This window comes from Mumia sp. Pv4-285, assembly GCF_041320275.1.
Taxonomy (GTDB): Bacteria; Actinomycetota; Actinomycetes; order Propionibacteriales; family Nocardioidaceae; genus Mumia; species Mumia qirimensis.
Window position 1 is genome coordinate 1,253,502 of the sequence record NZ_CP162023.1, and the last position, 25,506, is coordinate 1,279,007.

Annotated in this window: 26 protein-coding genes; 18 read left to right on the forward strand and 8 right to left on the reverse strand. The window is 71.5% G+C overall.

Annotated features, from left to right (window positions below):
• Positions 1-7 precede the first annotated feature (7 nt).
• Entirely contained in the window at positions 8-877 is an 870-nt protein-coding gene (locus AB3M34_RS06035; RefSeq protein WP_370619957.1) for a helix-turn-helix transcriptional regulator, read from the reverse strand.
• Positions 878-976: 99 nt separating this feature from the next.
• Between AB3M34_RS06035 and mshB the strand changes: the two genes are divergently transcribed.
• From mshB to AB3M34_RS06055, 4 genes are read left to right on the forward strand one after another with little or no spacing between them, the layout of a single operon-like run.
• Positions 977-1,894 (forward strand): N-acetyl-1-D-myo-inositol-2-amino-2-deoxy-alpha-D-glucopyranoside deacetylase, encoded by a 918-nt coding sequence (gene mshB, locus AB3M34_RS06040; RefSeq protein WP_370618183.1) that lies wholly within the window; start codon positions 977-979, stop codon positions 1,892-1,894.
• A 26-nt stretch (positions 1,895-1,920) separates the two neighbouring features.
• On the forward strand, positions 1,921-2,304 hold the full coding sequence (locus tag AB3M34_RS06045) for a DUF6113 family protein (protein ID WP_370618184.1): 384 nt from the start codon (positions 1,921-1,923) through the stop codon (positions 2,302-2,304).
• Entirely contained in the window at positions 2,301-2,903 is a 603-nt protein-coding gene (locus tag AB3M34_RS06050; RefSeq protein WP_370618185.1) for a flavin reductase family protein, read from the forward strand. The genes AB3M34_RS06045 and AB3M34_RS06050 overlap by 4 nt, the downstream gene beginning before the upstream one ends.
• 48 nt (positions 2,904-2,951) lie before the next feature.
• Entirely contained in the window at positions 2,952-4,718 is a 1,767-nt protein-coding gene (locus AB3M34_RS06055) for a VanW family protein (protein ID WP_370618186.1), read from the forward strand.
• A 136-nt stretch (positions 4,719-4,854) separates the two neighbouring features.
• On the opposite strand, the gene AB3M34_RS06060 is transcribed toward AB3M34_RS06055, so the two are convergent.
• Positions 4,855-5,850, reverse strand: coding sequence for a GNAT family N-acetyltransferase (locus tag AB3M34_RS06060; protein ID WP_370618187.1), 996 nt, complete (start codon positions 5,848-5,850; stop codon positions 4,855-4,857).
• A 120-nt stretch (positions 5,851-5,970) separates the two neighbouring features.
• On the opposite strand from AB3M34_RS06060, the gene fdxA reads away from it, so the two are divergent.
• From fdxA to AB3M34_RS06075, 3 genes are all read left to right on the forward strand, one after another.
• A complete protein-coding gene (gene fdxA, locus AB3M34_RS06065) occupies positions 5,971-6,294 on the forward strand; it encodes a ferredoxin (RefSeq protein ID WP_149769630.1) in 324 nt (107 codons plus the stop codon).
• Complete coding sequence (gene dapC, locus AB3M34_RS06070; protein ID WP_370618188.1) at positions 6,294-7,454, forward strand: succinyldiaminopimelate transaminase; 1,161 nt, start codon at positions 6,294-6,296, stop codon at positions 7,452-7,454. The genes fdxA and dapC overlap by 1 nt, the downstream gene beginning before the upstream one ends.
• A 126-nt stretch (positions 7,455-7,580) precedes the next feature.
• Positions 7,581-8,621: a hypothetical protein gene (locus tag AB3M34_RS06075; protein ID WP_370618189.1), complete on the forward strand. Its 1,041-nt coding sequence runs from the start codon at positions 7,581-7,583 to the stop codon at positions 8,619-8,621.
• Positions 8,622-8,682: 61 nt separating this feature from the next.
• On the opposite strand, the gene AB3M34_RS06080 is transcribed toward AB3M34_RS06075, so the two are convergent.
• Together AB3M34_RS06080 and dapD are read right to left on the reverse strand one after the other, a co-directional pair.
• Positions 8,683-9,660, reverse strand: a complete 978-nt coding sequence (locus AB3M34_RS06080; RefSeq protein ID WP_370618190.1) for a hypothetical protein — start codon at positions 9,658-9,660, stop codon at positions 8,683-8,685.
• 5 nt (positions 9,661-9,665) lie between these two features.
• The gene (gene dapD / locus AB3M34_RS06085; protein ID WP_370618191.1) at positions 9,666-10,601 is read right to left on the reverse strand and encodes a 2,3,4,5-tetrahydropyridine-2,6-dicarboxylate N-succinyltransferase; all 936 of its coding nucleotides are present in this window, start codon (positions 10,599-10,601) and stop codon (positions 9,666-9,668) included.
• Between the two features lie 75 nt (positions 10,602-10,676).
• On the opposite strand from dapD, the gene dapE reads away from it, so the two are divergent.
• From dapE to AB3M34_RS06115, 6 genes are read left to right on the forward strand one after another with little or no spacing between them, the layout of a single operon-like run.
• A complete protein-coding gene (dapE, locus tag AB3M34_RS06090; RefSeq protein ID WP_370618192.1) occupies positions 10,677-11,759 on the forward strand; it encodes a succinyl-diaminopimelate desuccinylase in 1,083 nt (360 codons plus the stop codon).
• Complete coding sequence (locus tag AB3M34_RS06095) at positions 11,752-12,507, forward strand: TIGR00730 family Rossman fold protein (RefSeq protein ID WP_370618193.1); 756 nt, start codon at positions 11,752-11,754, stop codon at positions 12,505-12,507. Before dapE ends, AB3M34_RS06095 begins: the two co-directional genes overlap by 8 nt.
• Before the next feature lie 51 nt (positions 12,508-12,558).
• Positions 12,559-13,158, forward strand: coding sequence for a TetR/AcrR family transcriptional regulator (locus tag AB3M34_RS06100; RefSeq protein WP_370618194.1), 600 nt, complete (start codon positions 12,559-12,561; stop codon positions 13,156-13,158).
• A 53-nt stretch (positions 13,159-13,211) separates the two neighbouring features.
• A complete protein-coding gene (locus tag AB3M34_RS06105) occupies positions 13,212-13,562 on the forward strand; it encodes a DivIVA domain-containing protein (protein WP_370618196.1) in 351 nt (116 codons plus the stop codon).
• On the forward strand, positions 13,555-14,130 hold the full coding sequence (locus AB3M34_RS06110) for a DNA-3-methyladenine glycosylase I (protein ID WP_370618198.1): 576 nt from the start codon (positions 13,555-13,557) through the stop codon (positions 14,128-14,130). Before AB3M34_RS06105 ends, AB3M34_RS06110 begins: the two co-directional genes overlap by 8 nt.
• A gap of 15 nt (positions 14,131-14,145) precedes the next feature.
• On the forward strand, positions 14,146-14,943 hold the full coding sequence (locus AB3M34_RS06115; protein WP_370618200.1) for a M14 family zinc carboxypeptidase: 798 nt from the start codon (positions 14,146-14,148) through the stop codon (positions 14,941-14,943).
• 30 nt (positions 14,944-14,973) lie between these two features.
• Here the strand turns inward: AB3M34_RS06115 and AB3M34_RS06120 are convergent, their stop codons facing one another.
• Positions 14,974-15,768 carry an enoyl-CoA hydratase-related protein gene (locus tag AB3M34_RS06120; RefSeq protein WP_370618202.1) on the reverse strand — a complete coding sequence of 265 codons (795 nt, stop codon included), beginning with the start codon at positions 15,766-15,768 and terminating at the stop codon, positions 14,974-14,976.
• Positions 15,769-15,867: 99 nt separating this feature from the next.
• Between AB3M34_RS06120 and AB3M34_RS06125 the strand changes: the two genes are divergently transcribed.
• Together AB3M34_RS06125 and AB3M34_RS06130 are read left to right on the forward strand one after the other, a co-directional pair.
• Positions 15,868-16,029 carry a DUF3117 domain-containing protein gene (locus tag AB3M34_RS06125; RefSeq protein ID WP_139087699.1) on the forward strand — a complete coding sequence of 54 codons (162 nt, stop codon included), beginning with the start codon at positions 15,868-15,870 and terminating at the stop codon, positions 16,027-16,029.
• Positions 16,030-16,380 carry a hypothetical protein gene (locus AB3M34_RS06130; RefSeq protein ID WP_370618203.1) on the forward strand — a complete coding sequence of 117 codons (351 nt, stop codon included), beginning with the start codon at positions 16,030-16,032 and terminating at the stop codon, positions 16,378-16,380. It begins immediately after the preceding gene.
• A gap of 117 nt (positions 16,381-16,497) precedes the next feature.
• Here AB3M34_RS06130 and AB3M34_RS06135 read toward each other — a convergent pair whose 3' ends face one another.
• The gene (locus tag AB3M34_RS06135; protein WP_370618205.1) at positions 16,498-18,675 is read right to left on the reverse strand and encodes an alpha/beta fold hydrolase; all 2,178 of its coding nucleotides are present in this window, start codon (positions 18,673-18,675) and stop codon (positions 16,498-16,500) included.
• A gap of 98 nt (positions 18,676-18,773) precedes the next feature.
• A complete protein-coding gene (locus AB3M34_RS06140; protein WP_370618207.1) occupies positions 18,774-19,850 on the reverse strand; it encodes a class I SAM-dependent methyltransferase in 1,077 nt (358 codons plus the stop codon).
• Positions 19,851-19,981: 131 nt separating this feature from the next.
• Between AB3M34_RS06140 and AB3M34_RS06145 the strand changes: the two genes are divergently transcribed.
• Complete coding sequence (locus tag AB3M34_RS06145; protein ID WP_370618208.1) at positions 19,982-22,723, forward strand: helix-turn-helix transcriptional regulator; 2,742 nt, start codon at positions 19,982-19,984, stop codon at positions 22,721-22,723.
• Position 22,724: 1 nt separating this feature from the next.
• Here the strand turns inward: AB3M34_RS06145 and AB3M34_RS06150 are convergent, their stop codons facing one another.
• Positions 22,725-23,402: an O-methyltransferase gene (locus AB3M34_RS06150; RefSeq protein WP_370618209.1), complete on the reverse strand. Its 678-nt coding sequence runs from the start codon at positions 23,400-23,402 to the stop codon at positions 22,725-22,727.
• Between the two features lie 216 nt (positions 23,403-23,618).
• Between AB3M34_RS06150 and sigE the strand changes: the two genes are divergently transcribed.
• Positions 23,619-24,242, forward strand: a complete 624-nt coding sequence (sigE, locus tag AB3M34_RS06155; RefSeq protein ID WP_370618211.1) for an RNA polymerase sigma factor SigE — start codon at positions 23,619-23,621, stop codon at positions 24,240-24,242.
• A complete protein-coding gene (locus AB3M34_RS06160; protein ID WP_370618213.1) occupies positions 24,242-25,498 on the forward strand; it encodes an anti-sigma factor family protein in 1,257 nt (418 codons plus the stop codon). Before sigE ends, AB3M34_RS06160 begins: the two co-directional genes overlap by 1 nt.
• Positions 25,499-25,506: the final 8 nt, after the last annotated feature.

Below are 25,506 nucleotides of genomic sequence, written 5' to 3' on the forward strand. Positions count from 1 at the left end.
GACAATCTCAGTGGCTGCCCTGTCGTACCGCCGTCGGAGTCTCCCCCCACCACCGCCGCGCGCTCCGAGTCAGCGTCGCCTGCTCGGCGAACCCGACGGCGGCGGAGATCTCGTGCAGCGGCACCGCGGTCCGCGTGAGGTAGCGGTGGACCGTCTCGCGACGCACGTCGTCGACGATCTGGGCGAACCCGGTGCCCTGGTCGGCGAGGCGGCGCTGCAGTGTGCGGCGGTGGACGTTGAGCAGCCGGGCGACGTGCGTCATCTGCGGCGGAACGTACGCGAGGGTCTCGTGGACGATCGCACGAGTGCGACCTGCGAGGTCCTCGAGCTCGGCAGGCAGGACCGACTCGAGGTACGCCATCGCGCGGGCGCGGTTCGCCTCGTCCGCGCCCGCGATCGGCGTGGAGGCGAAGTCGGCCGGGAGGCGCAGGTAGGTCAGCGCGGACGAGACCACGACCGGTACGCCGAAGAACTCCTCGTAGACGGCGAGGGGTGCGATCGGCTCGTACGCGAGGTGCACCGACCGCAGCCCGTACCCCGGACCCGCCATGAGGTCGAACGCGCGGTGCACGAACCCGATCCCCGCATCCATCGACTGGACCCGCGGTGGCGCGCCGAGGTTCGCCTCGTACACGAACGCCGTCGTCGCCGTGTCCCCGCTCAGGTCCGGGCGGAGGTCGACGCGGATCGTGTCGGTGTGGAACCGCAGATAGCGCGCAACGGCGGCCAGCGCCTCGCCGACGCTCGGCGAGTTGACGAGGATGTCGTCCTCGTCGAGGACCGCGGGGTCGAGGCCCACGCGTCGGGCCATCGCGTCGGCGTCGCCGCCCAGCGACTCCACCACCGCGCGGAAGCCCTTGACCCCCGCCGAGCGCATCGTCGCCACGACCGGAGTCTGAGCACTGGTCCGGCCGGCGTCAAGCGGCCCGTCCTGCGCCCGGCGATCCGGTCGGTGCGCGTCGCTACGCTGGACCGCATGTCCGACAACCTTCCCGACCGCCGCCTGCTGCTGGTGCACGCGCACCCCGACGACGAGACCATCACGACCGGCGCGACGATGGCCAAGTACGCCGCCGACGGTGCTCACGTCACCCTCGTGACGTGCACGCTCGGCGAGCAGGGTGAGGTCCTGGTCCCCGAGCTCGCGCACCTCGCCGCCGACCGTGACGACCGGCTCGGCGAGCACCGCATCACCGAGCGCGACGACGCCATGAAGGTCCTCGGCATCACCGACACCCGCTGGCTCGGCGGCGCCGGCACCTACCGCGACTCGGGCATGGCGTGGTCGGACTCGGGCGCGGCGACCGTCGCTCCCGACGTCGCCGACAACGCCTTCTGGCTCGCCGACCTGCGCGAGGCGGCCGACCACCTCGTCGCCGTCATCCGAGAGATCCGGCCGCAGGTCCTCATCACGTACGACGACTTCGGCAACTACGGCCATCCTGACCACGTGCAGGCGCACCGCGTGGCGACGTACGCGGTCGCGCTCGCCGCCGTCGACTCCTACCGCCGTGACCTCGGCGCCGCCTGGGACGTCGCCAAGGTCTACTGGACGGCCAACTCCGAGTCCTGGCTGCGAGAGGGCCTCCGACGACTGCGCGAGGCGGGCGACCACACCACGTTCGAGGGGCTGGACCCCGACGGCGACCTGTCGTTCATGGCCGTGCCCGACGACCAGATCGCGGCGTCGGTCAAGGCCGACGAGTTCGCGGAGGCCAAGCTGGCGGCGATGCGTGCGTACCCGACCCAGATCCAGGTCGACAGCCCGTTCTTCGCCCTGTCCAACAACCTCGGCGCCTACGTGTGGGGCACGGAGTTCTTCCGGATCGCAAAGGGCACGCCGGTCCCGGGGGAGGACGGGTTGGAGCACGACCTGTTCGCAGGCACGCGGTGACGGCCGAGCGCGGGTACGCAGTGACGGTGAGGCCGCTCGTGCTCGTGCTCGCCGTCCTGCTCGGTGCCGCCGTGTGCGTCGCCGGACTCGTGGTCCACCGACACGTCGACCTGTCCGTGCCGTGGGGTCTGCTCCTGGTGCTCGCCACGGTCGTGCTCGCGACACGGGCGGCCGGCTACCTCGTCGGCACGGCGGGTGCGGTCGCGCTCGCCGGCGGCTACGGAGTCGTGCTCTTCCTGGGGACGTCGTCGCGGCCGGAGGGCGACTACCTGGTGGCGGCCGACACGCTCGGCTACGCCTTCCTGCTCGGATCGCTCGCCGCGCTCGTGGCAGGCCTCCTCTGGACGATGCGAGGCGCAGGTCACATCGCCCCCGGTCGGCCGGACGATCCCCGTACGCTGGGATCGTGAGCGCAGCGTCCCACCCCCTGGATCCCGCGACGTCACGGGCATTCCGTGACGTCCTCGGGCGCTTCGCGAGCGGTGTCACCGTCGTGACGAGCGTCGTCGACGGGGTCGATCACGCGATGACGGCGAGCGCCTTCACCTCCGTCTCGCTCGACCCTGCCCTCGTGCTCGTCGTCGTGGACAGGCGCAACCGCTTCCACGATGCCGTCCTCGCCTCGGGCGCGTGGGGGGTCTCGATCCTCTCCGAGGGCGGCCAGGACGACGCGACCTGGCTCGCTCACCGCGGGCGGCCGCTCGAGGACCAGCTGGCACGGGTTCCGCACCATCGCGGTGTCGAGACGGGTGTCGCGCTGCTCGACCGCGGCATCGCCTGGCTCGAGTGCACCACCTGGCAGACGTACGACGGTGGTGACCACACGATCGTCGTCGGGCAGGTCGTCGCCGCATCGGTCCGTCTCGACACGGAACAGTCCGGTCTCGATATCGGGGAGTCGCCCCTCGGCGAGCCGCTGCTCTACTACCGTTCGCACTACGGCGCCCTCGTACGCTCTCCCGAGAGCGAGAAGAACTCGGGCCCGTCGCCGGTCGAGCAGCACCGCTGACCTGCGCGCCAGCCCGGAAGACGCAATCCCCGCACACGAGGACACCCATTGGCCACCGCACCGACGCTCTCCGAGCAGGACCCCTCGCTCGACGAGCAACGCCGCAAGCGCGGCAACATCATCGCCCTGATCGTGCTCACCGCGGTCGGGCTGGTCGTCGTGGTCGGATATGTGGTCCTGCACTTCGCGACGTCCGACCGGGTCCCGGCCGGCACCTCGATCGGTGGCGTCGAGGTCGGGATGGTCTCGTTGGACGAGGCACGCAGCACGCTGGGTGACGAGCTGGAGGGTCCCGCCGCGGAGCCGGTCCGGATCGTACGCGGCAAGAAGACGTACGAGCTCACGCCGGAGGAGGCCGGGCTCGCTGTCGATCTCGACGCGTCGATCGCCCAGACCGGTGCTGCCGACTCGGTCTGGAACCCGTTGACCATGATCGACGTCCTCGTCGGGTCAGAGGACTACCCGGTCGAGCTCGACGTGGACGAGAGCGCCCTGGACGCTGCGGTCGCATCGGTCGCCGAGGACACCGACCGCGAGGTCGCCGAGGGCCGCATCGACTTCCCGGACGGACGTCCCGAGGTGACGGAGCCGAAGGCCGGCCGCGCCGTCGACCAGGACGCGACGGTGGCCCTCGTCCGCGGGTCCTACCCGCTCGAGCACACCACGCTGAAGCTTCCCGTCGACGCTCTCGAGCCCACCGTCACGAGCGACGACCTGACCGCAGCGGTCACGGAGATCGCGGAGCCGGCCGTCTCGGGGCCCGTGAAGATCGTCGTCGGCAAGAAGTCTGCCCAGCTCGCTCCCTCCGACTACGCCGAGGCGCTCAGCATCCAGGTGACCGACGGCAAGCTCACGCCGGTCGTCGACCCCATGAAGCTCGCCGAGCCGCTCGCGGACGCGACCACCGAGATCGGCACCCCGGCGAAGGACGCCACGATCGCGATCCGCAACGGCAGGCCGGCGGTCGTGCCCGGCAAGCCCGGCGTGGGCGTGGCGGCCGACGACGTGGCGACGGCGATCGTGCCGGTCCTGTCGAAGTCCGGCGACGCGCGGGTGCTCACGGTCGAGGCCTCGAAGAAGCAGCCCGACCGGACGACCGATGATCTCCAGAAGCTCGGCATCGAGGAGAAGGTCAGCTCGTTCAGCACCAACTTCCCCTACGCCGAGTACCGCAACGTCAACCAGGGTCGAGCCGCACAGCTGGTCAACGGCACCATCCTGGAACCGGGCGAGACGTTCAGCTTCAACGACACCGTCGGTGAGCGTACGGCCGCCAACGGCTTCACCACCGGCACGATGATCAGCAACGGGGTCTTCCGCGAGGATCTCGGCGGAGGCGTCTCGCAGGTGGCGACGACGCTCTACAACGCGGGGTTCTTCGCCGGGCTCGAAGACGTCACGCACAAGCCGCACAGCTTCTACATCAGCCGCTATCCGGTGGGTCGTGAGGCGACCGTCGCGTGGCCCACGGTGGATCTGAAGTTCAAGAACACCACGGACCACGGCATCTACATCCAGGCTTGGGTCAACAAGAGCACGCCGGGGTCGTCGGGCTCGATGAACGTCACCATGTGGGGTACGAAGAAGTGGGACGTCACGGCGGGGGTGTCGAGCAAGCGCAACTTCCGCTCGCCGGCGACCCGCTACGACGCGTCGGACAAGTGCGTCCCCCAAGGCGGCGTGACGGGGTTCGACATCGACGTCTTTCGGACGTTCAAGATCGATGGCAAGGTCGTCGATCGCGAGACGATCACGGCGAACTACAACGCAGCCGACAACGTCAAGTGCGAGAAGGCGCCGAAGAAGGGCGACTGACGACCGACGCGCGACGTTCTGGCGGCGCGCGATGTTGTCCTCGCCGTTTCTAGTACGGCGTACTAGTACGGCGTACTAGAAACGGCGCGAGCACTCTGTGAAATTCGTTCGGACGTTCGGACGTTCGGACGGTGGGTCACGCGGGCGGAGCGACGTACTGGTACGAGTGGTGCGTCACGAACCCGTACCGCCCGTAGAGCGTGAGCGCCGGCGTGTTCTGGCGCATCGTCTGCAGGTAGACCTTGTCGGCGCCGTGGTCGGCCGCCCAGCTCGTGCACTCCTCCAGGAGGCGTGCCGCGTGTCCTCGTCGGCGTGCGTGCGGCAGCGTGTGGACGCTGGAGAGACCGGCCCACTCGCCCGTCACGACGATGCGGGCGACGGCCTCGACGCCGTCGGTGCCCTCGACCAGAGCGAACCCGACGACCGGTGGTGAGGCCAGCACGTAGCCGACGTCTTCGGGGACCCCGCGGGTGTCGCGCTCCGCTGCGGCGAGCCAGGCGTCGGTGAGTGCGTCGTCGACACGGACCGTCGCCGTACCCGTCGACGACGCTCCCGACGCAGACTCGATCGTCGCGACGTCGGCGACCTGGACCACGGCGTGGTCGCGGGTCCCGCTGATGCCGGCCCATCCTGCCGCCGCGAACCGTGCGGCCCAGACGGTCTCGTCGATGACCTGCGCCTTCACCGGGAGGTCGTGCGCGGCGTAGTAGGCCTGGACGAGCGCGAGCGCCTCGGGCAGGGGCGTACCGGGGTCGCCGTGCACCGCGACCGAGTTGGCTCGCCCCGTGAAGCCGCCGGAGGCGCGGAGCGTCCACTCGCCGAGCGGCTCGGAGAACCGGGGTGGCCAGCCGCGGGTGCAGATCCGCGCGAGCTCCTCCGGCGAGTAGTCGAGCGCCGGCCGGGTCCTGACCCGTGCACGACCGTCCGGGACCGGCTTCGCTGCGACCACGTCTGCGGCTGCCACGTGCACCTCGGAGCCGTCGCGACGCTGGATGCGCAGCTGCACGCCGTCGTGCTCGAGCAGGCGTCCGACCACGTCGGTGAAGGCCGGGCCGCCGGACGGTCCGCGCTCTCCCGGGACGGTCGACCGGATGACGACTCGGTGCCCGACGAGGGTGTCGAAACGGCTCACGGGTAGGCTCCTCGGTGAAATTGGAACGGCGTTCCGTCCGTAAGTCGGACCTCATGAACGGACCCTCTCCGCCGAGGGTGATACTAGTTCCGACAGCTCGACAGAAGGAGTGGACCCCTCGTGACGTATGTCATCGCTCAGCCGTGCGTGGACCTGAAGGACCGTGCCTGCGTGGACGAGTGTCCGGTCGACTGCATCTACGAAGGCAAGCGGATGCTCTACATCCATCCCGACGAGTGCGTCGACTGCGGCGCATGTGAGCCGGTGTGCCCTGTGGAGGCGATCTTCTACGAAGACGACACTCCCGAGGAGTGGAAGGACTACTACACCGCCAACGTCGATTTCTTCGACGACCTGGGCTCGCCCGGCGGTGCCGCCAAGATGGGGGCGATCGACAAGGATCACCCGATGATCGCAGCACTGCCCCCGCAGAACCAGGACTGATGCTCGACCCGACGTCGTCGGCGCCGTCACGCCCGAGCGCGGCGGCGCGTCTGTCCTCGCGGGCGGTCTCGCGGCGTCTTCCCGACTTTCCGTGGGACTCCCTCGCCGAGGTGAAGGCGGTGGCGGCCGCGCACCCCGACGGCATCGTCGACCTCTCGATCGGTACGCCGGTCGACTCCTCGCCGCTGGTCGCCCAGACAGCGCTGGCGGCGGCGGCCGATGCGCCGGGATACCCGCTGACGGTCGGTACGCCCGCGCTGCGGAGGGCAGCCGTCGACTGGCTCGCCCGTAGGCACGGCGTGAACGGGCTGGGCGTCGACGGCGTCATCCCCGCGATCGGTTCCAAGGAGCTGATCGGGGCGATGGCGCTGCACCTCGGCCTCGGTCCGGGCGACACGGTCGTGATCCCCGAGCTCGCCTACCCGACGTACGAGGTCGGTGCCCGCCTCGCCGGATGCGACGTCGTCGTCTCGGACTCCACCGTCGCGCTCGGTCCGTCGTCGCCCGCGCTGATGTGGATCAACTCGCCGTCAAACCCGAGCGGCCGTGTCCTCGGCGCCGACCACCTCCGCAAGACGCTCGCCTGGGCACGCGAGCGCGGCGTGCTGCTGATCTCCGACGAGTGCTACCTCGACTGCGCGTGGGAGGCGACGCCGCAGTCGATCCTGCACCCCGACATCAACGGTGGCTCCCACGAGGGCATCCTCGCGGTCCACTCGCTGTCGAAGCGGTCCAACCTCGCGGGCTACCGTGCGGCGTTCGTCGCTGGTGACCCCGCCATCGTCAAGGAGCTGCTCGAGGTCCGCAAGAACCTCGGTCTCATCATGCCGGCGCCGATCCAGCACGCGATGAAGGCCACGCTCGACGACGATGCCCACGCCGACGCGCAGCACGCGTCGTACGCCGCCCGCCGCGCCGTGCTGCGCGACGCCCTGCTCGCTGCCGGCTTCCGGATCGACCACTCCGAGGCCGCGCTCTACCTGTGGGCGACCCGCGACGAGCCGGCCCTCGACACCGTGGCTGCGCTCGCGGAGATCGGTGTCCTCGTCGCCCCGGGCAGCTTCTACGGCGCTGCCGGCGCCCGCCACGTACGGGTGGCGTTCACGGCGACCGACGAACGGGTCGCCGCGGCCGCGCAGCGCCTCGCATCGTTCGCCTGAGACCGCGACGCGCCGACCGCGCCTGCGTGTCGGATCTGGGCGGATGGCCGCCGAACTTCGATAGCCTCACCAGGAGAGCGGGGGGACAGCATCCCTGCGACGTTGCGCAACGGAGGAGATCGGTCGATGAGCGACCCCCAGAACCCTCCCGGCGGCGAGCCGAACGACGGCGAGCCGCCGGTCAACGATCCCTCGAGCGGTGAGCCGCCGAGCGGGCCACCGCCCTATCAGCCTCCCCCGGGACCCCCCGGAGGTGGATACCCGCCTCCGCCGCAGGGCCCGCCGCAGGGACCACCGCCCGGTGGTGGCGGCTACGGATCGCCGCCGCAGGGCCCGCCGCCCGGAGGTGGCTACGGACCGCCGCCGCAGGGTCCGCCGCCCGGTGGCGGCGGCTACGGCCCGCCGCAGGGTCCGCCAGGAGGCGGCGGTTACCCGCCGCCCCCGCCCGGCGGCTACGGCCCGCCGCCCGGCTACACCGGCGGCCCTGAGTCGTACGGTCAGCCGCAAGGCCTGAGCGTCGGCGACGCCATCTCGTACGGCTGGAACAAGTTCAAGGACAACTGGGGCGTCTGGGTCGGCATCACCCTGGTCTTCTTCGTGATCCAGCTCGTCATCGGCGGCATCGGCACCGCTGCGCAGTCCGGTAGCGACAGCGCGATCGACAACGGTGTGTGGGCGGCGGCCGGCGGCTTCTCGTTCCTCGCGCTGGTCTTCAACCTGCTCAACACGCTCGTCAGCTGGTTCATGCAGGCAGCCCAGACCAGGGGTGCCTTGTCCGAGACCGAGGGGCGCAAGCCGGGGTTCGGTGACTTCTTCCAGTGGGGTGACCACGCTGGCAAGGTCGTCCTGACCTTCCTGCTGCTCGCCGTGCTGTCGTTCGTCGGGCTGCTGCTGTGCATCCTGCCGGGCATCATCTTCATCTTCTTCGCCTGGTACACGCTGTGGTTCGTGATGGACCAGGGGCAGAGCCCGATCGACGCGCTGCAGTCGAGCTTCCGGCTCGTCGGCAACAACCTCGGTCCGGTGTTCCTGCTGGCGCTGGCCCTGATCGGCATCAACATCCTGGGTGCGATCCCGTGCGGCCTCGGCCTGCTCGTGACCATCCCGATGACGCTGATCGCGACCGGCTACAGCTACAAGTTCCTCACCCGTCAGCCCATCGCCTGACGCAGCACCACTGACGTCGTCCCGGATGAGGTCCCGACCCTCATCCGGGACGACGTTCGGCTCAGGCGACGTCGACGTGCACGTGGTCGCGGTGCTCGAGGATGGCGCGGTCTCCGTCACGGTCCGGCACCGTGTACTCGCGCCAGCCTTGCGGCGAGCGGCGCGCGGTCCAGATCTTCGCGTCGAAGATGACCGTGGCGATGCCGAGCCGGTCGGCGTTCGCGACGAGGTACTGCGCGACCGCCCAGCCGTGCCGGTTGGTCTCGGGCGAGATCGGCCGGAAGAACACGTCCACGGCCTTTCCCTCGTAGTGCTTCGAGCCTTCGGAGTGGCCCGTGCTCACGCCCTCGGGCGCGTAGCCCCCCGTCGGCATGCGGCCGAACGACTGCCGCAGGTCGACGCGTACGGCCTCCGCCGCCGGCGTCAGGCCGTTCGCGCCGGGAGCACCCGGAGCGGCGTCCGCGGGCTCGATCTCACACGTGAAGGCCGCGGGGGAGTTCCCAGTCAACGCCGACGCCAGCGCGCGGCCGTACGCCTCGTGGTCGGCGTACGCCTCGGGGAACCCCGACCGCTGGACCGCCTGCGCGGCCTCGGTCACCGACATCGACCGGTAGCCGTCGATCTTCTCCAGGCCGTCGTAGAAGCGGTTGATCGCGTACCGCGGACGCATGATCTGCTCCGGGGTTCCCCACCCCTGTGAGGGCCGCTGCTGGAAGAGGCCCAGCGAGTCACGGTCGCCGTAGTCGATGTTGTGGAGCTTCGACTCCTGGTACGCGGTGGCGATGGCGATCGTGACGGCGCGCGCCGGCAGCCCACGGCGTACGGCGATCGCGGCGATGAGCGACGCGTGCTCGGCCTGCTCGAGGTCGAGCGTCGCGGTGGTCTCCCCGACCTCGACACGGCACTCCTCGGCGCGGAGCTGAGGGACGAAGCCGCTCCTGGCGAGGACGACGATGCCTGCGGCGACCACCCCCACGAGAAGGAGCAGCACGAGCAGGACGATGCCGCCACGACCCGAGCGTCGTGCGGTGGCGTCCATGGCAGTCAGTTGGCGTGCAGCGCTGCGTTGAGCTCGATGCCGGCACCGGTGCGCGGGCGCACCTCGATCCGGCCGGTCTCCGAGTTCGTCAGGAACAGCAGGCCGTCCTGCCCTGACAGCTCGGCGGCCTTCACGACGTTGCCGTCGGGCAGCGTCACCTTGGAGCCGGCCGTCACGTAGCAGCCGGCGGCGACGACGCAGTCGTCTCCGAGCGAGATGCCGATGCCGGCGTTGGCGCCGAGCAGGCAGTTGCGGCCGAGGCTGATGACCTGCTTGCCGCCGCCCGACAGCGTGCCCATGATCGACGCGCCCCCACCGACGTCGGTGCCGTCACCCACGACGACGCCTGCGCTGACGCGGCCCTCCACCATCGCGTGTCCGAGGGTGCCGGCGTTGAAGTTCACGAAACCCTCGTGCATGACGGTCGTCCCCTCGGCGAGGTGGGCGCCGAGACGCACGCGGTCGGCGTCGCCGATGCGTACGCCGGTGGGGAGCACGTAGTCGGTCATCCGCGGGAACTTGTCCACGCTGGTCACCGAGACGTGGAGACCAGCAGCGCGGGCCCGCAGCCGGGTCTGCTCGAAGCCGGCGACGGCGCACGGACCGATCGTCGTCCACACGACGTTGGCCAGGACCCCGAAGAGCCCGTCGAGGTTCGTGCCGTGGGGCTGGACGATGCGGTGCGACAGGAGGTGAAGCCGCAGGTAGGCGTCGTACGCGTCGGCGACCGGCGCAGCCAGGTCCGCCACCTCTGTACGGACGAAGGTCCGCCGCACCTCGCGCACGTCGTCCGTGCCCTCGAGCGCCGTGAGCCCCGTCGGCTCCGCGGTGCCGTCGTACGAGCCGAGCGCCGGGTTCGGGTACCAGACGTCGAGGACGGTCCCGTCCTCGGTCAGCGTGGCGATGCCGTAGGCCCAGGCGGACTGCGCAGTGGAGGTCATGCGGGCCAGGTTATCGAGCAGCCCCCAGCGAGCCGCGCCACCCGGTACGGCCATGGGCGTGATGGGATGGGCGGCATGGTCTCTCTCGATCTCGACGCCGACGTCGTGTCGCTCACGGCAGCCCTCGTCGACGTCCCCTCCGAGAGCCGCGAGGAAGCGGTGATCGCCGATGCCGTGGAGACCGCGCTGCGCGCCTACCCGCACCTCGACGTGGTGCGCGACGGGCACACCGTCGTGGCGCGCACCAGCCTCGGGCGTGACAGCCGCGTGGTCGTCGCCGGCCACCTCGACACCGTGCCCGCCAACGACAACATGCCTTCCCGCCTCGACGGCGACCAGCTCTGGGGCCTCGGCTCGTGCGACATGAAGGGTGGCGTCGCGGTCGCCCTCCGCGCCGCTGCGCAGGTTCCCGCGCCCGTCCGCGACGTCACGTACGTGTTCTACGAGGCGGAGGAGGTCGAGGCGTCGGCCAACGGGCTCGGTCGCCTCGCCCGCGAACGGCCGGAGCTGCTGGCCGGAGACTTCGCCATCCTCATGGAGCCCTCGAACGCGGTGATCGAGGCCGGCTGCCAGGGCGTGCTGCGTGTCGACGTGATCGCCCGCGGGGAGCGTGCCCACGTGGCGCGATCCTGGACGGGCGCCAACGCCATCCACCTGTTGGAGCCGGTGCTCCAGCGCCTGGTCGCCGCCGTCCGTCGCACGCCGATCATCGACGGTCTCACCTACCACGAGGGCCTCAACGCGGTCGCGATCAGCGGCGGTGTCGCCTCGAACGTCGTGCCCGACGAGGCGCGCGTCTCGTTGAGCTACCGCTTCGCGCCCGACCGCACCGAGGCCGAGGCGCTCGAGTACCTCGAAGGCCTGTTCTCGGGGTTCGAGCTGGTCGTCACGGACTCCGCACCCGCGGCGGCGCCCGGCCTCGACCGGCCGGCAGCGGCGGCGTTCGTCCGCGCGATGGGCGTCGAGGTGAACCCGAAGTTCGGGTGGACCGACGTCGCGCAGTTCACCGCGATCGGCGTCCCCGCCGTCAACTTCGGACCGGGTGACCCGCTGCTCGCCCACAAGCAGGACGAGCGTGTCCCCGTCGACCAGCTGCGCCTGACGGAGCAGCGCCTGTTCGGCTGGCTGCGGGGCGACCAAGGAGGACGTGATGAGTGACGAAGCACGCGACGAGCTGGACCCGGAGCCTCGCGACGACGAGCGGATCAAGGGCCCGGTGCTGCTGCGTCGTGACCAGATCCCGTCCACGACGACCGACCAGCGGCTGCTGGACGACTCGGGGCGGGCGGCCTGGCTGCACACCGACCCGTGGCGCGTGATGAGGATCCAGGCCGAGTTCGTCGAGGGGTTCGGGGCGCTGGCCGAGCTCGGTCCGGCGGTCAGCGTCTTCGGCTCCGCGCGCACCAAGCCCGACTCGCCCTACTACGCGGCGGCGCAGGAGCTCGGGCGGCGCTTCGCCGAGGCCGGGATCGGCGTCATCACCGGCGGAGGCCCCGGCATCATGGCGGCCGCGAACCGCGGCGCGTGCGAGGCGGGCGGTGTGTCCGTCGGCCTCGGCATCGAGCTGCCCTTCGAGGAGCGGATGAACCCCTGGGTCGACCTGGGGGTCCACTTCCGCTACTTCTTCGCCCGCAAGACGATGTTCGTGAAGTACGCGCAGGGGTTCGTGGTCTTCCCCGGCGGTTACGGCACGTTCGACGAGCTCTTCGAGGCGTTGACGCTCGCGCAGACCCGCAAGGTGACGCAGTTCCCCGTGGTCCTCTACGGGACGCCGTACTGGTCAGGCCTCATCGACTGGCTCCGGGACTCGGTCCTCGAGCACGGTGCGATCGCGGCGGCAGACGTCGACCGGCTGATCGTGACCGACGATCTCGAGGAGGTCGTCGGGCAGTTCGTACCGTCCTGACGTGCCCTGTGCGGCACAATCAGGGGGACAAGCTCGAGGGACGGAGAACACGTGCGGGTCTCGTCGGAGAAGCGACGCGAACAGCTCATCGAGGCCGCGCTGGTGGTCGCCAAGCGTGAGGGCGTCGGCGGCGTGAGCACCCGTACGGTCGCCGCCGAGGCCGGCGCCACCCCTGGGATCGTCCACTACGTCTTCTCCTCGATGGAGGAGCTGCTGCGCGCGATGATCTCGCGGATGGCAGAGGACTACGTCGTCAGCGTCAGCGAGCTGCCCCCGCCTGAGGAGGCGGACGTCACCACCCTCCTCGAGGCGAGCTTCAACCACATGTGGTCCGACGTCGAGGGCGATCCCGAGGGTCACCTGCTGACCTTCGAGGTCGCCGCCCACGCCCTGCGCAACGCCGGCTTCGACGACCTCGCGCGCTGGCAGTACGACACCTACCGCGCGGTGGCCGCACGGGCGCTGGAGCAGGTCGCGGAGGTGTGCCGGATCGAGTGGGCGGTGCCGGTCGAGCTGCTCTCGCGGATGGTCGTGGTGATCAACGACGGCGTCGTCCTGGCCTGGCTCGTGGACCGCGATGCCGCGAAGGCGCGCGAGGTGTACGAGACCTTCATCGGCCAGTTCGCGAAGTTCGCGAAGCCGGTCGACTAGTCCGCCCGGCGGTCGCGGTGCCGGTCGTCGGAGGTCCGTGGCACGATCGTGGCGTGATCTGGATCGGAGTGGTCGTCGTCGCGGTGCTCGTGGGCGCTGCCGTCACGTGGGTCGCCGGACGCACCGGTGCTCTCGCGCCGCTGCCGTCCTCGCGCCGAGACGTCCTGGTCCCTGCTGAGGGTGAGCTCACGGTCGAGGATCTCCGGGCGGTCCGGTTCAGCTGGGCGTGGCGCGGCTACGCCCGCGACGAGGTGGACGCGCTGCTCGCGCGGCTGGAGCACGACCTGTCGTCCCGTGGCGCCGAGTCGGAGGTGGTCGAGGCGCCTCCGGCAGCCGAGGCCGCCGACGTGCCGTCTGAGGCCGCCGGCGATCCTGTCGAGGAGCGCGGTGACGGCGGTGAGTGACGTGGTGGTGGGTCCCGACGGTCTGGCCCGTTGTCCGTGGGGTGCGTCGGCGGCGGAGATGCAGACCTACCACGACACGGAGTGGGGCCGGCCCGTCCGGGACGAGCGAGGTCTCTTCGAGAGGCTCACGCTCGAGGCGTTCCAGTCCGGGCTCTCGTGGGCGATCGTGCTGCGCAAGCGGCCGCGCTTCCGTGAGGTCTTCGCCGACTTCGACCCGGTGGTCGTCGCGGCGTACGACGGTCGCCGTGTCGCCGAGCTGCTCGACGACGCGGGCATCATCCGCAACCGGACGAAGGTCGAGGCGACGATCGCTAACGCGGCCGCCGTGCGAGCGTTCGAGGGCGGGTTCGCCGACTTCGTGTGGTCGTTCGCCCCGCCGCGCGCGCCACGGCCCGTGACGCTCGCCGACGTCCCCGCCATCACACCGGAGTCCAAGGCCCTCGCAGCCGGGCTCAAAAAGCGCGGGTTCGTCTTCGTCGGCCCGACGACCGCGTACGCGATGATGCAGGCCACCGGCATGGTCGACGACCACCTGGCCGAGTGCCACGTGCGGCCGACAGCAGACTGAGCGAGGATCGGCGGCATGCGCACTGCTCATGCCGTCGCCGCCGGCACCCTCGTGGCGGTCGTCTCCGTCCTCGGGGCACCCGCCGGTGCCGTGTCCCCGACCACCTCGGCCCCCCGGGCGGTCCTGACGGTGCAGGTCGCGACGTCTGCGTCACGTCCCGCCGTGGTCGAGCGCGTGGTGGTCGGGCACTCCCGCAAAGGTCGGGAGATCGTCGCCTACCGCCTGGGCGATCCCGAAGCGCGCCGATCGGCGGTGGTGATCGCCGCGATGCACGGCGACGAGCGCAAGCCGCAGGCGATCCTGCGCAACCTGCGCGACGGCAGCCCGATCAGCGGGCTCGACCTGTGGGTGGTGCCGAACGCCAACCCCGACGGTGTCGCGCGCAAGGCGCGACGGAACGCTCGCGGCGTGGATCTCAACCGCAACTTCCCGCGGAGGTGGAAGGCGTCCAAGCGCGGGCCGACGTGGTCGGGGCCGAAGGCGGCGTCGGAGCCGGAGACACGCGCCATGATGCGGTTCCTCCGCAAGGTCGCGCCCGACCAGGTCGTCTCGTTCCACCAGCCGCTCTACGGGATCGACACGAGCGGCACCGGCAACCGTCCGCTCGCGCGGAGGTTGGCCAAGCACCTGCGCCTTCCGAAGCGGAGCTTCTCCTGCGGGTCCGGGTGCCACGGCACGATGTCGCAGTGGTTCAACCACCGGCTCGACGGTCAGCTGGTGACCGTCGAGCTCGGCCGCCGCCCGTCGAAGGCCTACCTGACCCGTACGGCGCCCAAGGGTCTTCTCAAGGCGCTGGGCGGCACTCGCCCCTGATTCCAGGCCGGACGGGACAGGCCGGCGGCGTCAGCGCCCGACGAAGGTGGGCTTCTCCTTCGCGAGGAACGCGTTGACCGCCGCCCGGTGGTCCTCCGACGCCCCGGTCAGCGCCATCAGCCGTCCCTCGTTCGTGAGAGCCTCGGGCAGGCTGTGGGTCGCCGAGTAGGCGAGCGCGCGCTTGAGGGACGCGTACGCGAGGGTCGGACCCGCGGCGAGCCGGGTCGCGAGCTCGCGGACGACGTCGGCGAGCTCGTCGTCGGGCACGACCTGCGTCGCGATCCCGAGCTGCAGCGCCTCGTCGGCCCGGATCGTACGAGGCAGCAGCAGGAGCTCGGTCGCCTTCGGGAAGCCGACCAGCCGCTGCAGCGTCCAGGACGCGCCGGTGTCGGCCGACAGCGCGATGCCCGCGAAGGCGAGGTTGAAGCCTGCTGACTCGGCGACGATCCGGAAGTCTGCTGCGAAGGCCAGCGACGCCCCCGCGCCGGCCGCGATGCCGTTGACCGCGGCGATCACGGGCTTCGGCATCGTCGTGATCGCGAGCACCATCGGGTTGTAGTGCTCCTCGACGGTGTTGCTCAGAGGAGCGCCCGAGTCGCGCTTCGCGACGAGCTCCTTGAGGTCCTGTCCGGCGCTGAAGGCTCGCCCAGAGCCGGTCAGGACGACGCACCGCACGGTGTCGTCGGCGGCCGCGTCGTGCAGGTGGTCGCGGAAGGCGACCTTGGTCGCGTCGTCGAACGCGTTGAGGGATTCGGGCCGTGCCAGGGCGATCGTGGCGACGCCGTCGGCGACCTCGTACGAGACGGGAGCGTGAGGTTCGGTCATGGCCTCAGTCTGCCGCATTCACTCCTGACGCCGGCGTGCGCGATAATGGGTGTATTCAAGGTGCACGCGCCCGCGCTGCGCACGGAGGAAGGGGAACGCATGGCGGCCATGAAGCCTCGGACCGGGGACGGCCCGCTGGAGGTCACCAAAGAGGGACGCTGCATCGTGATGCGGGTTCCGCTCGAAGGTGGCGGACGACTCGTCGTCGAGCTGACCAACGACGAAGCATCCAACCTCGGCGACGCCCTGAAGGCTGTCTGAGTGGCCTCGCAGCCCGGTCTGACCGTCCGTTGGTCGCTGCGTGACGCCCCCGTCGACACGCTCGAGCAGCTGAAGGCCTACGTCCGGGACACCTCCTTCGACCGGTTCTCCGGCATGGAAGGCCTCGCGTACAAGACCTGGCGTGCCCGTGAGGGTGCGTGGTTCGAGGGCGTGTACGTGTTCGTCGACGATGCCGCTCGTGCTGCCTTCCAGGAGTCGTTCGCGGCCACCGCGGCGACCGCTCCTGGGTCGCAGATCATCGGGAGCGCACCGGAGCTGATCGAGGAGTGCGAGGTCGTGGCGATCGCGGAGGGTGCGGCGGGCTTCCGGCCCAGCCCTTCGTACGCCTGATCCATCGGGTCCCCGCCGCGGACCGCCGACCGCCGAAGTCCGGCACGGTGATGCGCGGCGGGGATCACGTGTGCCCGCCGCCGGGTCGTACGCGACGTGCAGGCGGCACGCGGCTCGTCAGAGCAGCTCGGCGAGCATCGCCGCCGCACGCTCGGCGCCGTCCGTCTCGACCGGTGGCCCCGCCGGCACGGTTCGCAGCTCGGCGAGCAACGCGTCGGCCAGCAGGTCCGGGTCGGCGGCCTCCTCGTACGCGAGCCGGCGCCCGGCGCCGTACTGGGCGAGCCGCTGCGGCACGTGGACGCTCTGCTCGAAGTGGTGGCGCAGCGGGACGTAGACGAACGGCACGCGCTGCGCCGCGAGCTCCATGCACGTCGTGAGGCCTCCCTGGACCAGCGCGACGTCGGCGGAGCCGAGGTACCGGTGCAGGTCCGGCACGAAGCCGCGGACGCGGACCCCACGGCGACGCGGCAGCGCGCCAGGATCGATCCGGGGCCCGGCGACCACGAGGAACCGCAGCCGGGGCTCCTCGCGGCGCAGCTGCGGCACCGCTTCGAGCACCCGACGGAGCAGCGGCTCACCCACCCCTGAGCCGCCCACGGTGACGACGCACAGCAGCTCGTCGGGCCCGACCCCCACCGATGCGCGCACGGTGGCCCGGTCCGCCTCGCTCACCGCCTCGAACCCGGTGACGTAGCCGGTGAACGCGAAGTGGTCCTGCGTCCAGTCGCGGATCCGCGGCAGACCCGGCCCGAACGTCTGCTCGACGACGTCCGCCGGGTTCCCGACGAACAGAGACCGGTCGCGGACGCGCGAGAGACGGGCCCGCTGCTCCAGCATCTCGGCGTTGTAGTCCGCCGTCAGCGCCGCCTCCGCCGCCCCGCCGTCAGGCATCGGCACCCATCCGACGAAGTCGGTCAGCCACGCGAACGCGAACCTCTTGAGCTCCGGGTTCTCGTGGAGGTGGTGGTCGACGTCCCACGCCTCGTCGCCCACGACGAGGTCGTACGGCTCGTCGCTCACGAGGTCGTCGAACACGCCGAAGTTGGCGACGAGGATCTCGTCCATCCGGCGGATCGCCTGGAAGGCGTGGAGGTCGTGCTCCGCGGCCTCGTCCTCGAAGTGCGCGCACTCGCTGGCCAGGTAGGCCGATGCGGGATGGACGCGCTCGCCCGCGCGCTGGAGCACCGTGGTCGCGGGCTGCTGCGTCAGCCAGTCGACCTGGAGGTCAGGGTGCCTCTTGCGAAGCGCGTCGGCGATGGCGAGGTCACGTCGCACGTGGCCGAGGCCGATCGGGGAGGTGAGGAACAGGGCGCGGGGCTGGCGACGGCGTGCGCGCGTCCACGTCCGTCGAGCAGTGTCGGCCGCATCGGGCCACAGCCGCTCGAGGAAGCCACGCAGCGCGCGGTTGACGGCGACGGGTTCGCGGGTGTGCGGTGCGTGGCCGCCCCCGACGATGGTGAGCAGTGACCCGCCCATGGCATCGGCGAGGGCCAGGGCCTCGCCGGCCGGACGGATGTGGTCGTCGTCGCCGTGGACCACGAGCAGAGGCACGTCGGCGTGGATGACGCGCTGGGCGAAACCGGGGTCACGGCACACTGACCGCGCCAGCTCGGTCTCGACGAGCCGCTCGGGTCCGATCTCGTGTCCCCAGGCCACGCAGTCCTCGATCTGCTTGGTCGAGTGCGGCTCGATGTACATCTGGCCGAAGAAGAAGCGGAGGAACGCGTCGTAGTCACCGTGCAGCCAGTGGTGCCGGTTGAACGACTCCCAGCCGACCGGCACCGGCGTACGTCCCTGGTCGGGGTCTTCGGACGGCTCTGCGCGGTCGGGAGGCTCGGCGAGGAACAGCGCCCGGTCTCGCTGCGGAAGCCCTGGCACCAGCCCCAGGGCGGGGCCGATCGCGACGACCCCGGCGACGCGTTCGGGCGCCTCGAGCGCGAGGGCCAGCGACCAAGCGACGCCGCAGGAGAACCCCACGACGGCGACCGGATCGGTGTCCGTCGGCCCCCGGCGGGTCGCGTCGAGCACGGCCTGCGCGTCGGCGACGAACTCCTCGTCGACGTACGCGCGCTCGCCGACGGGTCGGTCCGAGGCGCCCGACCCGCGACCGTCGAAGGTGATGACACGGAAGCGTCGCGCGAGGAAGGGCACCTGCGCCTTCCACGAGCGCGACGGGATGATCGACCAGGTCGGCATCAGCAGCACGGTGTGCGGCGCGTCCCCGAACACCTCGTACGCCACGTGCACGCCGTCGCGCTCGACGACACCGTGGCTGTCGGGTTCCCTGGCTCGCATGGAGGTCTTCTCCTTCCGGCGACGGACCGTTGCCCCCAGTCTGCGCCTGCAGACGGGGGCCCCGGCCCGCCGTTGTCAGTCGTGGCGAACCCAGGTCCTCACTTGCGGACCGTGATCACCCGGTGGAAGGGCGTCTCGGCGACCGAGGCGAACTGCGTGAACCCCGCGGCCGCGGTGATCTCCCGGATCTTCGCGGGCCCGGCCTGCGTACCGATGGCGAGCCCCACCTCCTGCGAGAGCGAGGCCGGTGTGCACAGCAGCGTCGAGAAGCCGTAGTACGCCCGTCCGACGGGATTGAAGTTGTCCTCGACCCGGTCACCGGCCATCGGCTCGACGATCATCCACACGCCGTCGTCGGCCAGTGCGCCGTACACGTGGCGAGCGGCACCGACAGGGTCGCCCATGTCGTGGAGCGCGTCGAACGTGGTCACCACGTCGTACGCGCCTTCACCGAGCTTCTGCGCCGGCTCCACCGTGAAGCGCGTCCGGTCGGAGACACCGGCGGCCTGGGCGCGTTCGCGGGCGACGTCGATGGATGCGGCGTGGTAGTCCGACCCGACGAACGTCGAGTTCGGGAACGCCTCGGCCATGAGGATCGTCGATGCGCCGTGGCCGCACCCGATGTCGGCGACGGCGGCGCCCGAGCGGAGCTTGTCGGCGATGCCCGCCGCCGGCAGCCAGGCGTCCACGAGGTACGCGAGGTAGCTGGGGCGGAAGAACCGCTCGCAGCCGACGTGCACGTCGCTGTTGTGCTCGTGCCACCCGACACCGGCGGAGTCTCGGGCCGCCTCGACGATGCGGTCGGAGTCGGCGACCGTGCCGAGCGCGATCTGGAAGAGCCCCGGCAGGAAGGCGGGGCTGGACTCGTCCGTGAGCGCGATCGCGTGCTCGGCCGGCAGGACGTACCGCCCGGTGTCGGCCTCGTAGCGGACGAACGAGCCCGCGGCCTGCGCGTTGAGCCACTCACGGGCGTACGGCTCCGCCGTACCCGTCCGCTCTGCCAGCTCCGACGGCGTGAGAGCACCGCCGTCGGCGAGCGCCCGGTAGTAGCCCAGCTTGTCGCCGAGCACGACCAGGGCGGCGTTGAGCGTCGCCCCGACCTCGTCCACGGCGCGGAAGACGAAGGCCATCAGGACGCCTTCGTCGATCTGTTCGGTGTCGACCTGTGCGGTCATGTCACCCTCCTCGGTGAGTCTGTCTCGTGGTGCCGACGCTAGGAACCGGCGGTGTCTCGGCGCATCAGGCGACCCCCCTGGTTCGTGCGAACCACGGACTCGTGGCCTGTCCGACGCACTAGATTCGAGGAATGCTCGTCGGACGGGCGCGGGAGACGGCCGCGATCGCCACGCTGCTGGAGCGGGCGCGAAACGGCACCAGCGGCGCTGCCGTCGTCCTCGGCGAGGCCGGGATCGGCAAGTCGACGGTGCTCAGCCAGGCCGTGGAGGCCGCACGACCCGACGTGCGGGTGCTCGCGACGTCAGGCGCGGTTCCCGAGCGGGACCTGCCGTTCGCCGGTCTTGCCCAGCTTCTGCGACCGGTGCTGGGCCACCTCGACACCCTCCCTGACGTGCAGTCCGAGGCACTGGCCCAGGCTTTGGCGCTTCGGCCAGGAGGCGGTGGTTCCGGGCCGACAGGTCCTGGTGAGCGCTTCGCGATCTCCGCGGCGACGCTCGGGCTGGTGAGCCGGGCGGCCGAGGACCAGCCGCTGCTGCTCCTCGTCGACGACCTGCAGCACCTCGACCGGCCGTCCGTCGACGCGATCCTCTTCACCGCCCGCCGGTTGCTCACCGATGCCGTGGCGGTCGTGGTCGCGGCACGGGTGGGGGAGGGCGTCGACGATCTCGTCACCGGACTGGACCGCATCGAGCTCGGCGGGCTGTCGCGCGAGGAGTGCACCGCTTTGGTGGCACCCCGTGGGCTCACGTCCACGCAGGTCGAGCGGCTCCACGCGGTCAGCGGCGGCAATCCGCTCGCGGCTCTCGAGATGGCTCGCACGCCGGACCTGCTCGCCCGCGATCCTGGCGCGATCCCGGTGCCCCGGCTCATCGAGGAGGCGTTCGCCGGCCGGCTCGGCGTCCTGACGCCGCGGGCCCGCACGGCGATGACGGTGGCGGCGTTGGCCGGCGACGTCGACCTCGCCACGATCGGGCGGGCGTGCGCGGCAGCCGGTAGCGACCTCGGCGACCTCGACGAGGCCGAGAGTGCCGAGCTCGTCGAGGTGGCGAACGACCGGGTCCGGTTCCTGCACCCCCTCATGCGTGCCTCGCTCGTCCAGGGGACCGAGCCCTCCGTACGCCGGCGGCTGCACCGTACGCTCGCGCACGCGCTGCCGGAGGGCGACCTCGACAGGCGGGCCCTGCACCTCTCGGCGTCGACGATCGGGCCGGACGCCGAGGCGGTCGCTGTGCTGGACGCGGCGACGGCATCGGCGGCGCAGCGGCGCGCGTACGCCGTCGCGTCCGGCTGGGGCGAGCGCGCTGCCCACGCCAGCGACGACCCGGAGGAGCGCGCACGTCGGCTCGTGGGAGCAGGGGAGCACGCCTGGCTCGGCGGCCTCGCGGATCGCGCCCTCGAGATCTTCGGCGAGGCGGTCGCGAGCGCACCCTCAGAGGCGAACCGCCGGCGTGCCTTGGCCCTGCGCGGCGTCGTCAGTGCCCGGTGCGGGTCGTTGGTTGAGGCGCGCGACCTGCTCCTCGAGGCGTCGGCCCCGATCGCCGTGGACGATCCCGACACCGCGGTCCTGCTGCTGGCCGAGGCCGCGTACGCGTCCGTCTACCTGTGCGACACGGCCGCAGCGCGCACGGTCGTCTCCCGGCTCGATGCCGTCCACGGCCGGACCGAGCACCCACGCAGCCGGATCATCGGTGATCTCGCCGCCGGCATCGCGCGGGTCATCACCGGCGAGGGCGATGCGGGGACGGCGCTGATCCGTCGTGCCGTCTCCGCCTCGGGGACCGGCGACCTCGTCGGCGACCCGCGGTGGCGAGCGTGGGTCCTCATCGGACCTATGTGGCTGCGCGAGACGGGCGATGCGCGCGCGCTGGTGGAGGCTGTGGTGATCGACGCGCGCGAGCAGGCTGCCGTGGGAACGCTGCCGTTCCTCCTCTTCCACGCCTCGCGCGACGACGCGGCCACCGACCGCTGGACCACCGCCGAGGCCGGGTACCAAGAGGCGATCGCCCTCGCTCGCGAGACCGGCCAGCGCACCGACGAGGCGATCGCGCACGCCGGGCTGGCGTGGCTGCTGGCCCGTCGCGGGCAAGAGCAGGAGATGCGCGCCGAGGCAGAGGAGGCCGAACGCCAGTGCGTGCGCAGCCGCCTCAACTTCGGGAGGACGTGGGTGCGCTTCGCGTGGGGCGACCTCGCGGCGGGGCTCGGCCGGTACGAGACAGCAGTCGGGTGCTATCGCGAGCAGCAGTCGCTCGTACGCCACTTCGGCGTCGACGACGCGGACCTCTCGGCCGTCCCGGAGCTCGTGGACTGCCTCGTACGCGTCGGAGACCTCGACGGCGCCCGTGCTGAGGCGGAGGCGTTCGAGCGCCTCGCAGAGGAGAAGGGACAGCCGTGGTCGCGGGCCCGTGCCCACCGCGCCGTCGCCCTGGCGGGGATCGATCCGGACGAGCGGTACGCCGCGGCACTCCTCGAGCACGCCCGCAGCCCGGACACGTACGAGCGAGCCCGGACGCAGCTGGCATACGGCGCGTTCCTGCGTCGCGCGCGACGACGGACCGAGGCGCGGGAGCACCTGCGGGACGCCGTCGCCACGTTCGACCGGCTGACGGCCGTGCCGTGGGCGGAACTGGCCTCGGCCGAGCTCGCCGCGAGCGGGGAGCGCGTGCAGCGGCGTACGACGGGAGCCGAGCAGCCGCTCACCCCGCAGGAGCTCCAGGTCGCGCGACTGCTGGGAGACGGGCGTACGACCCGGGAGGCAGCGGCGGCGTTGTTCCTCAGCCCGAAGACCGTCGAGTACCACCTGCGGCACGTCTACATCAAGCTCGGGATCTCCACCCGCAGCGAGCTGGCCGACCGGCTGGATGACCTCGGCTGAATCAGCTGGGTCGGAGCTGCGCCACCAGCAGGCCGTCACCGACCGGGAGAAGCGCCGGGACGAACCGCTCGTCCTCGAGCAGTGCGCGTCCGAGATCGCGCACGGCGACGGTGTCCTCGTCGCGACGCGCGGGGTCGGCGACGCGGTCGTGCCATAGGGCGTTGTCGAAGGCGAGCACGCCACCGGGACGCAGCAGGCGAACCGCCTCGTCGACGAACAGCGGGTAGTCGCGCTTGTCGGCATCGACGAACACGAGGTCGTACCCGCCGTCGGCCAGGCGCGGGAGCACCTCGAGGGCGGATCCGGAGATGAGGCGGAAGCGGTTCGCGGCGATGCCGGCCTCGGTGAGCGTCGCACGGGCCAGACGCTGGTGCTCGGCCTCGCGGTCGACCGAGGTCAGGACGCCGTCCGGGCGCATGCCGCGCAGCAGCCACAGCCCGGAGACCCCGGTGCCGGTGCCCACCTCGACGACGGCGCCGGCGTTGGCGACGGCGGCGAGCAGCCGCAGCGCGGCTCCGCCACCGGGCCCGATCGGCGCCACGCCCACCTCGTCCGCGCGGGCGCGCCCGTTCTGCAGGTGCTCGTCCTCGACGACGAACTCCTCGGCGTACAGCCAGCTCTGCGGGGTGATCGCGGTGGCGATGACGGACTCCTCTCGCACGCCGGGGAAGCCCGGCAACCTGGGCCACAGCCTAGGGCATCACCGGCGTGAGACCGGGGATGTCGGGGCCGCCTCGCCGTACCCGCCGTCACCGGGGTGTGACCAAGGTCACCCACGCCCTTCGAGGCCGCGTCCCGTTCGGGCGTCATAGGGAACGCCCAGGCTCGTCTCATCGTTGTCTCAGGTTGACGGGAGACGATCAGGATCCGAGCAGCACAGGAGGTCGTCACACACATGGGCACCACCACGACGCAGCCCGCCGGCACCCCGGCCGGATCCCAGCCTGCGGCGGGAGCCGTCGTCGGCAGCTGGGAAGAGATCGTCGAGCAGCACTCTGCTCGTGTCTACCGGCTCGCCTACCGCCTCACCGGCAACCAGCACGACGCCGAGGACCTCACCCAAGAGGTCTTCATCCGGGTGTTCCGCTCGCTCGACTCCTACAAGCCCGGATCGTTCGAGGGCTGGATCCACCGGATCACCACCAACCTCTTCCTCGACCGGGTCCGCCGGAAGTCGAAGTACCGGTTCGACCGCTTCGGTGAGGGCGCTGAGGAGCGGCTCCGCGCCGCCGACCCGTCGCCGGAGCTCGCCTGGTCCGACGCCAACCTCGACGCCGACGTCGAGTCCGCGCTCGCCGCGCTGCCCGACGACTTCCGCGTGGCCGTCGTCCTGTGCGACATCGAGGGCCTCTCGTACGAGGAGATCGCCGACGTGCTCGGCGTCAAGCTCGGCACCGTCCGCTCCCGCATCCACCGCGGCCGCAAGCTGCTCCGCTCGTCGCTGGAGCACCGCGCGCCCTCCGGAGCACGTACCCGGTTCGCCGGGCCGCTCGAGCCGGCGGTGGTGGCCCCGCGCTGATGGCACACCTGGGAGACCGCGTCGCAGCCTACGTCGACGGGCAGCTGCCCGCCGACGAGTCGGCGCGCGCGGACACCCACCTCGCCACGTGCGAGGAGTGCCGCGAGGCCGTCCGTGCCCAGCGGGCCCTCAAGCGCCGGATGACCGGGCTCGTCACGACGCCGGGTCCGTCCTCCAGCCTGCTGTCCGCGCTCTCCGACCCTGAGCGTCTCGCGGCCGCCGGCCCACCCTCGCGGCTCACCGTGATCTTCGACCACCTCGTCATCCGTGCCACGATCGCGGCGACCGGCGCCACGGCCGTGCTGGCCGGCATCGCGTACGTCGTCGGGGCCCCGCACCAGCCGGTCGAGACCGTCACCCCGCCGGTCGGGCAGCTCGTCTCGCAGTTCCAGGGGGCGTCCGACCCCGTCGCGCAGAGTGTCCGCGCCGCTGCCCGGCCGCCCGCCGAGGTGTCGCTCGCCGCGGTTCCCGCGCACGCCGCGGCGACCGTGGACGACACCACCGAGGCCGAGGCCGTCACCCTCCTGGAGAGAGCGCTCGGGTCTGACGTCAGCGCGCGCCTCCTCGCGCACCGGTACGACCTCTCGGTCGACCGCCAGCGTCCTGGCCTGCCCGAGGTCGTCGTGGCCTCCGGGGGGCACCGGGTCGCCTCGTACCGCATCGACGAGGAGACGAGCACCCTCCGCAAGGTGGTCCGGTACGCGCAGCACGACGCACTCGACTCGGTCGTCAGGGCGATCCAGCCCGTGGCGCGCAGCGCGTCGACACGGACGCCCGTGGCTCGGCAGCAGGGCTCTCAGCAGGGCGCCGAGCGGATCGAGCCGGCCGTCATGGAGCGCCTGGTCGCCGACGGGTGGCCCTGCCACGATCGCCTCGGCAACACGCTCGAGCGCGTCGCCGCCCACTGGATCGACGTCAACGGCGAGCGCGTGATCGCCCTCACGTACACCGATGGCGAGTCCACGCTGTCCGTCTACGAGCAGCACGGGTCGCTCGATCGAGGCGCGACGACCGGTTTCGAGCGCGTCCGGATCGGTGACAACGACGTGTGGGTCCGCGACGGGGCTCCCACGGTCGCCACGTGGGACGCGAACGACGTCGTCTACACGGCAGTCACCGACGGATCCGCCGAACGCCTTCGTGAGGCCGTCGCCGACCTGCCGCAGCACCCCTCCGGCGTCGGCCCGCTCGAGCGCGTACGCACCGGTCTGGTGCGTCTCACGACCTGGGTGACGCCGGGGTCGCGCGACTCCTGAGACGTTGC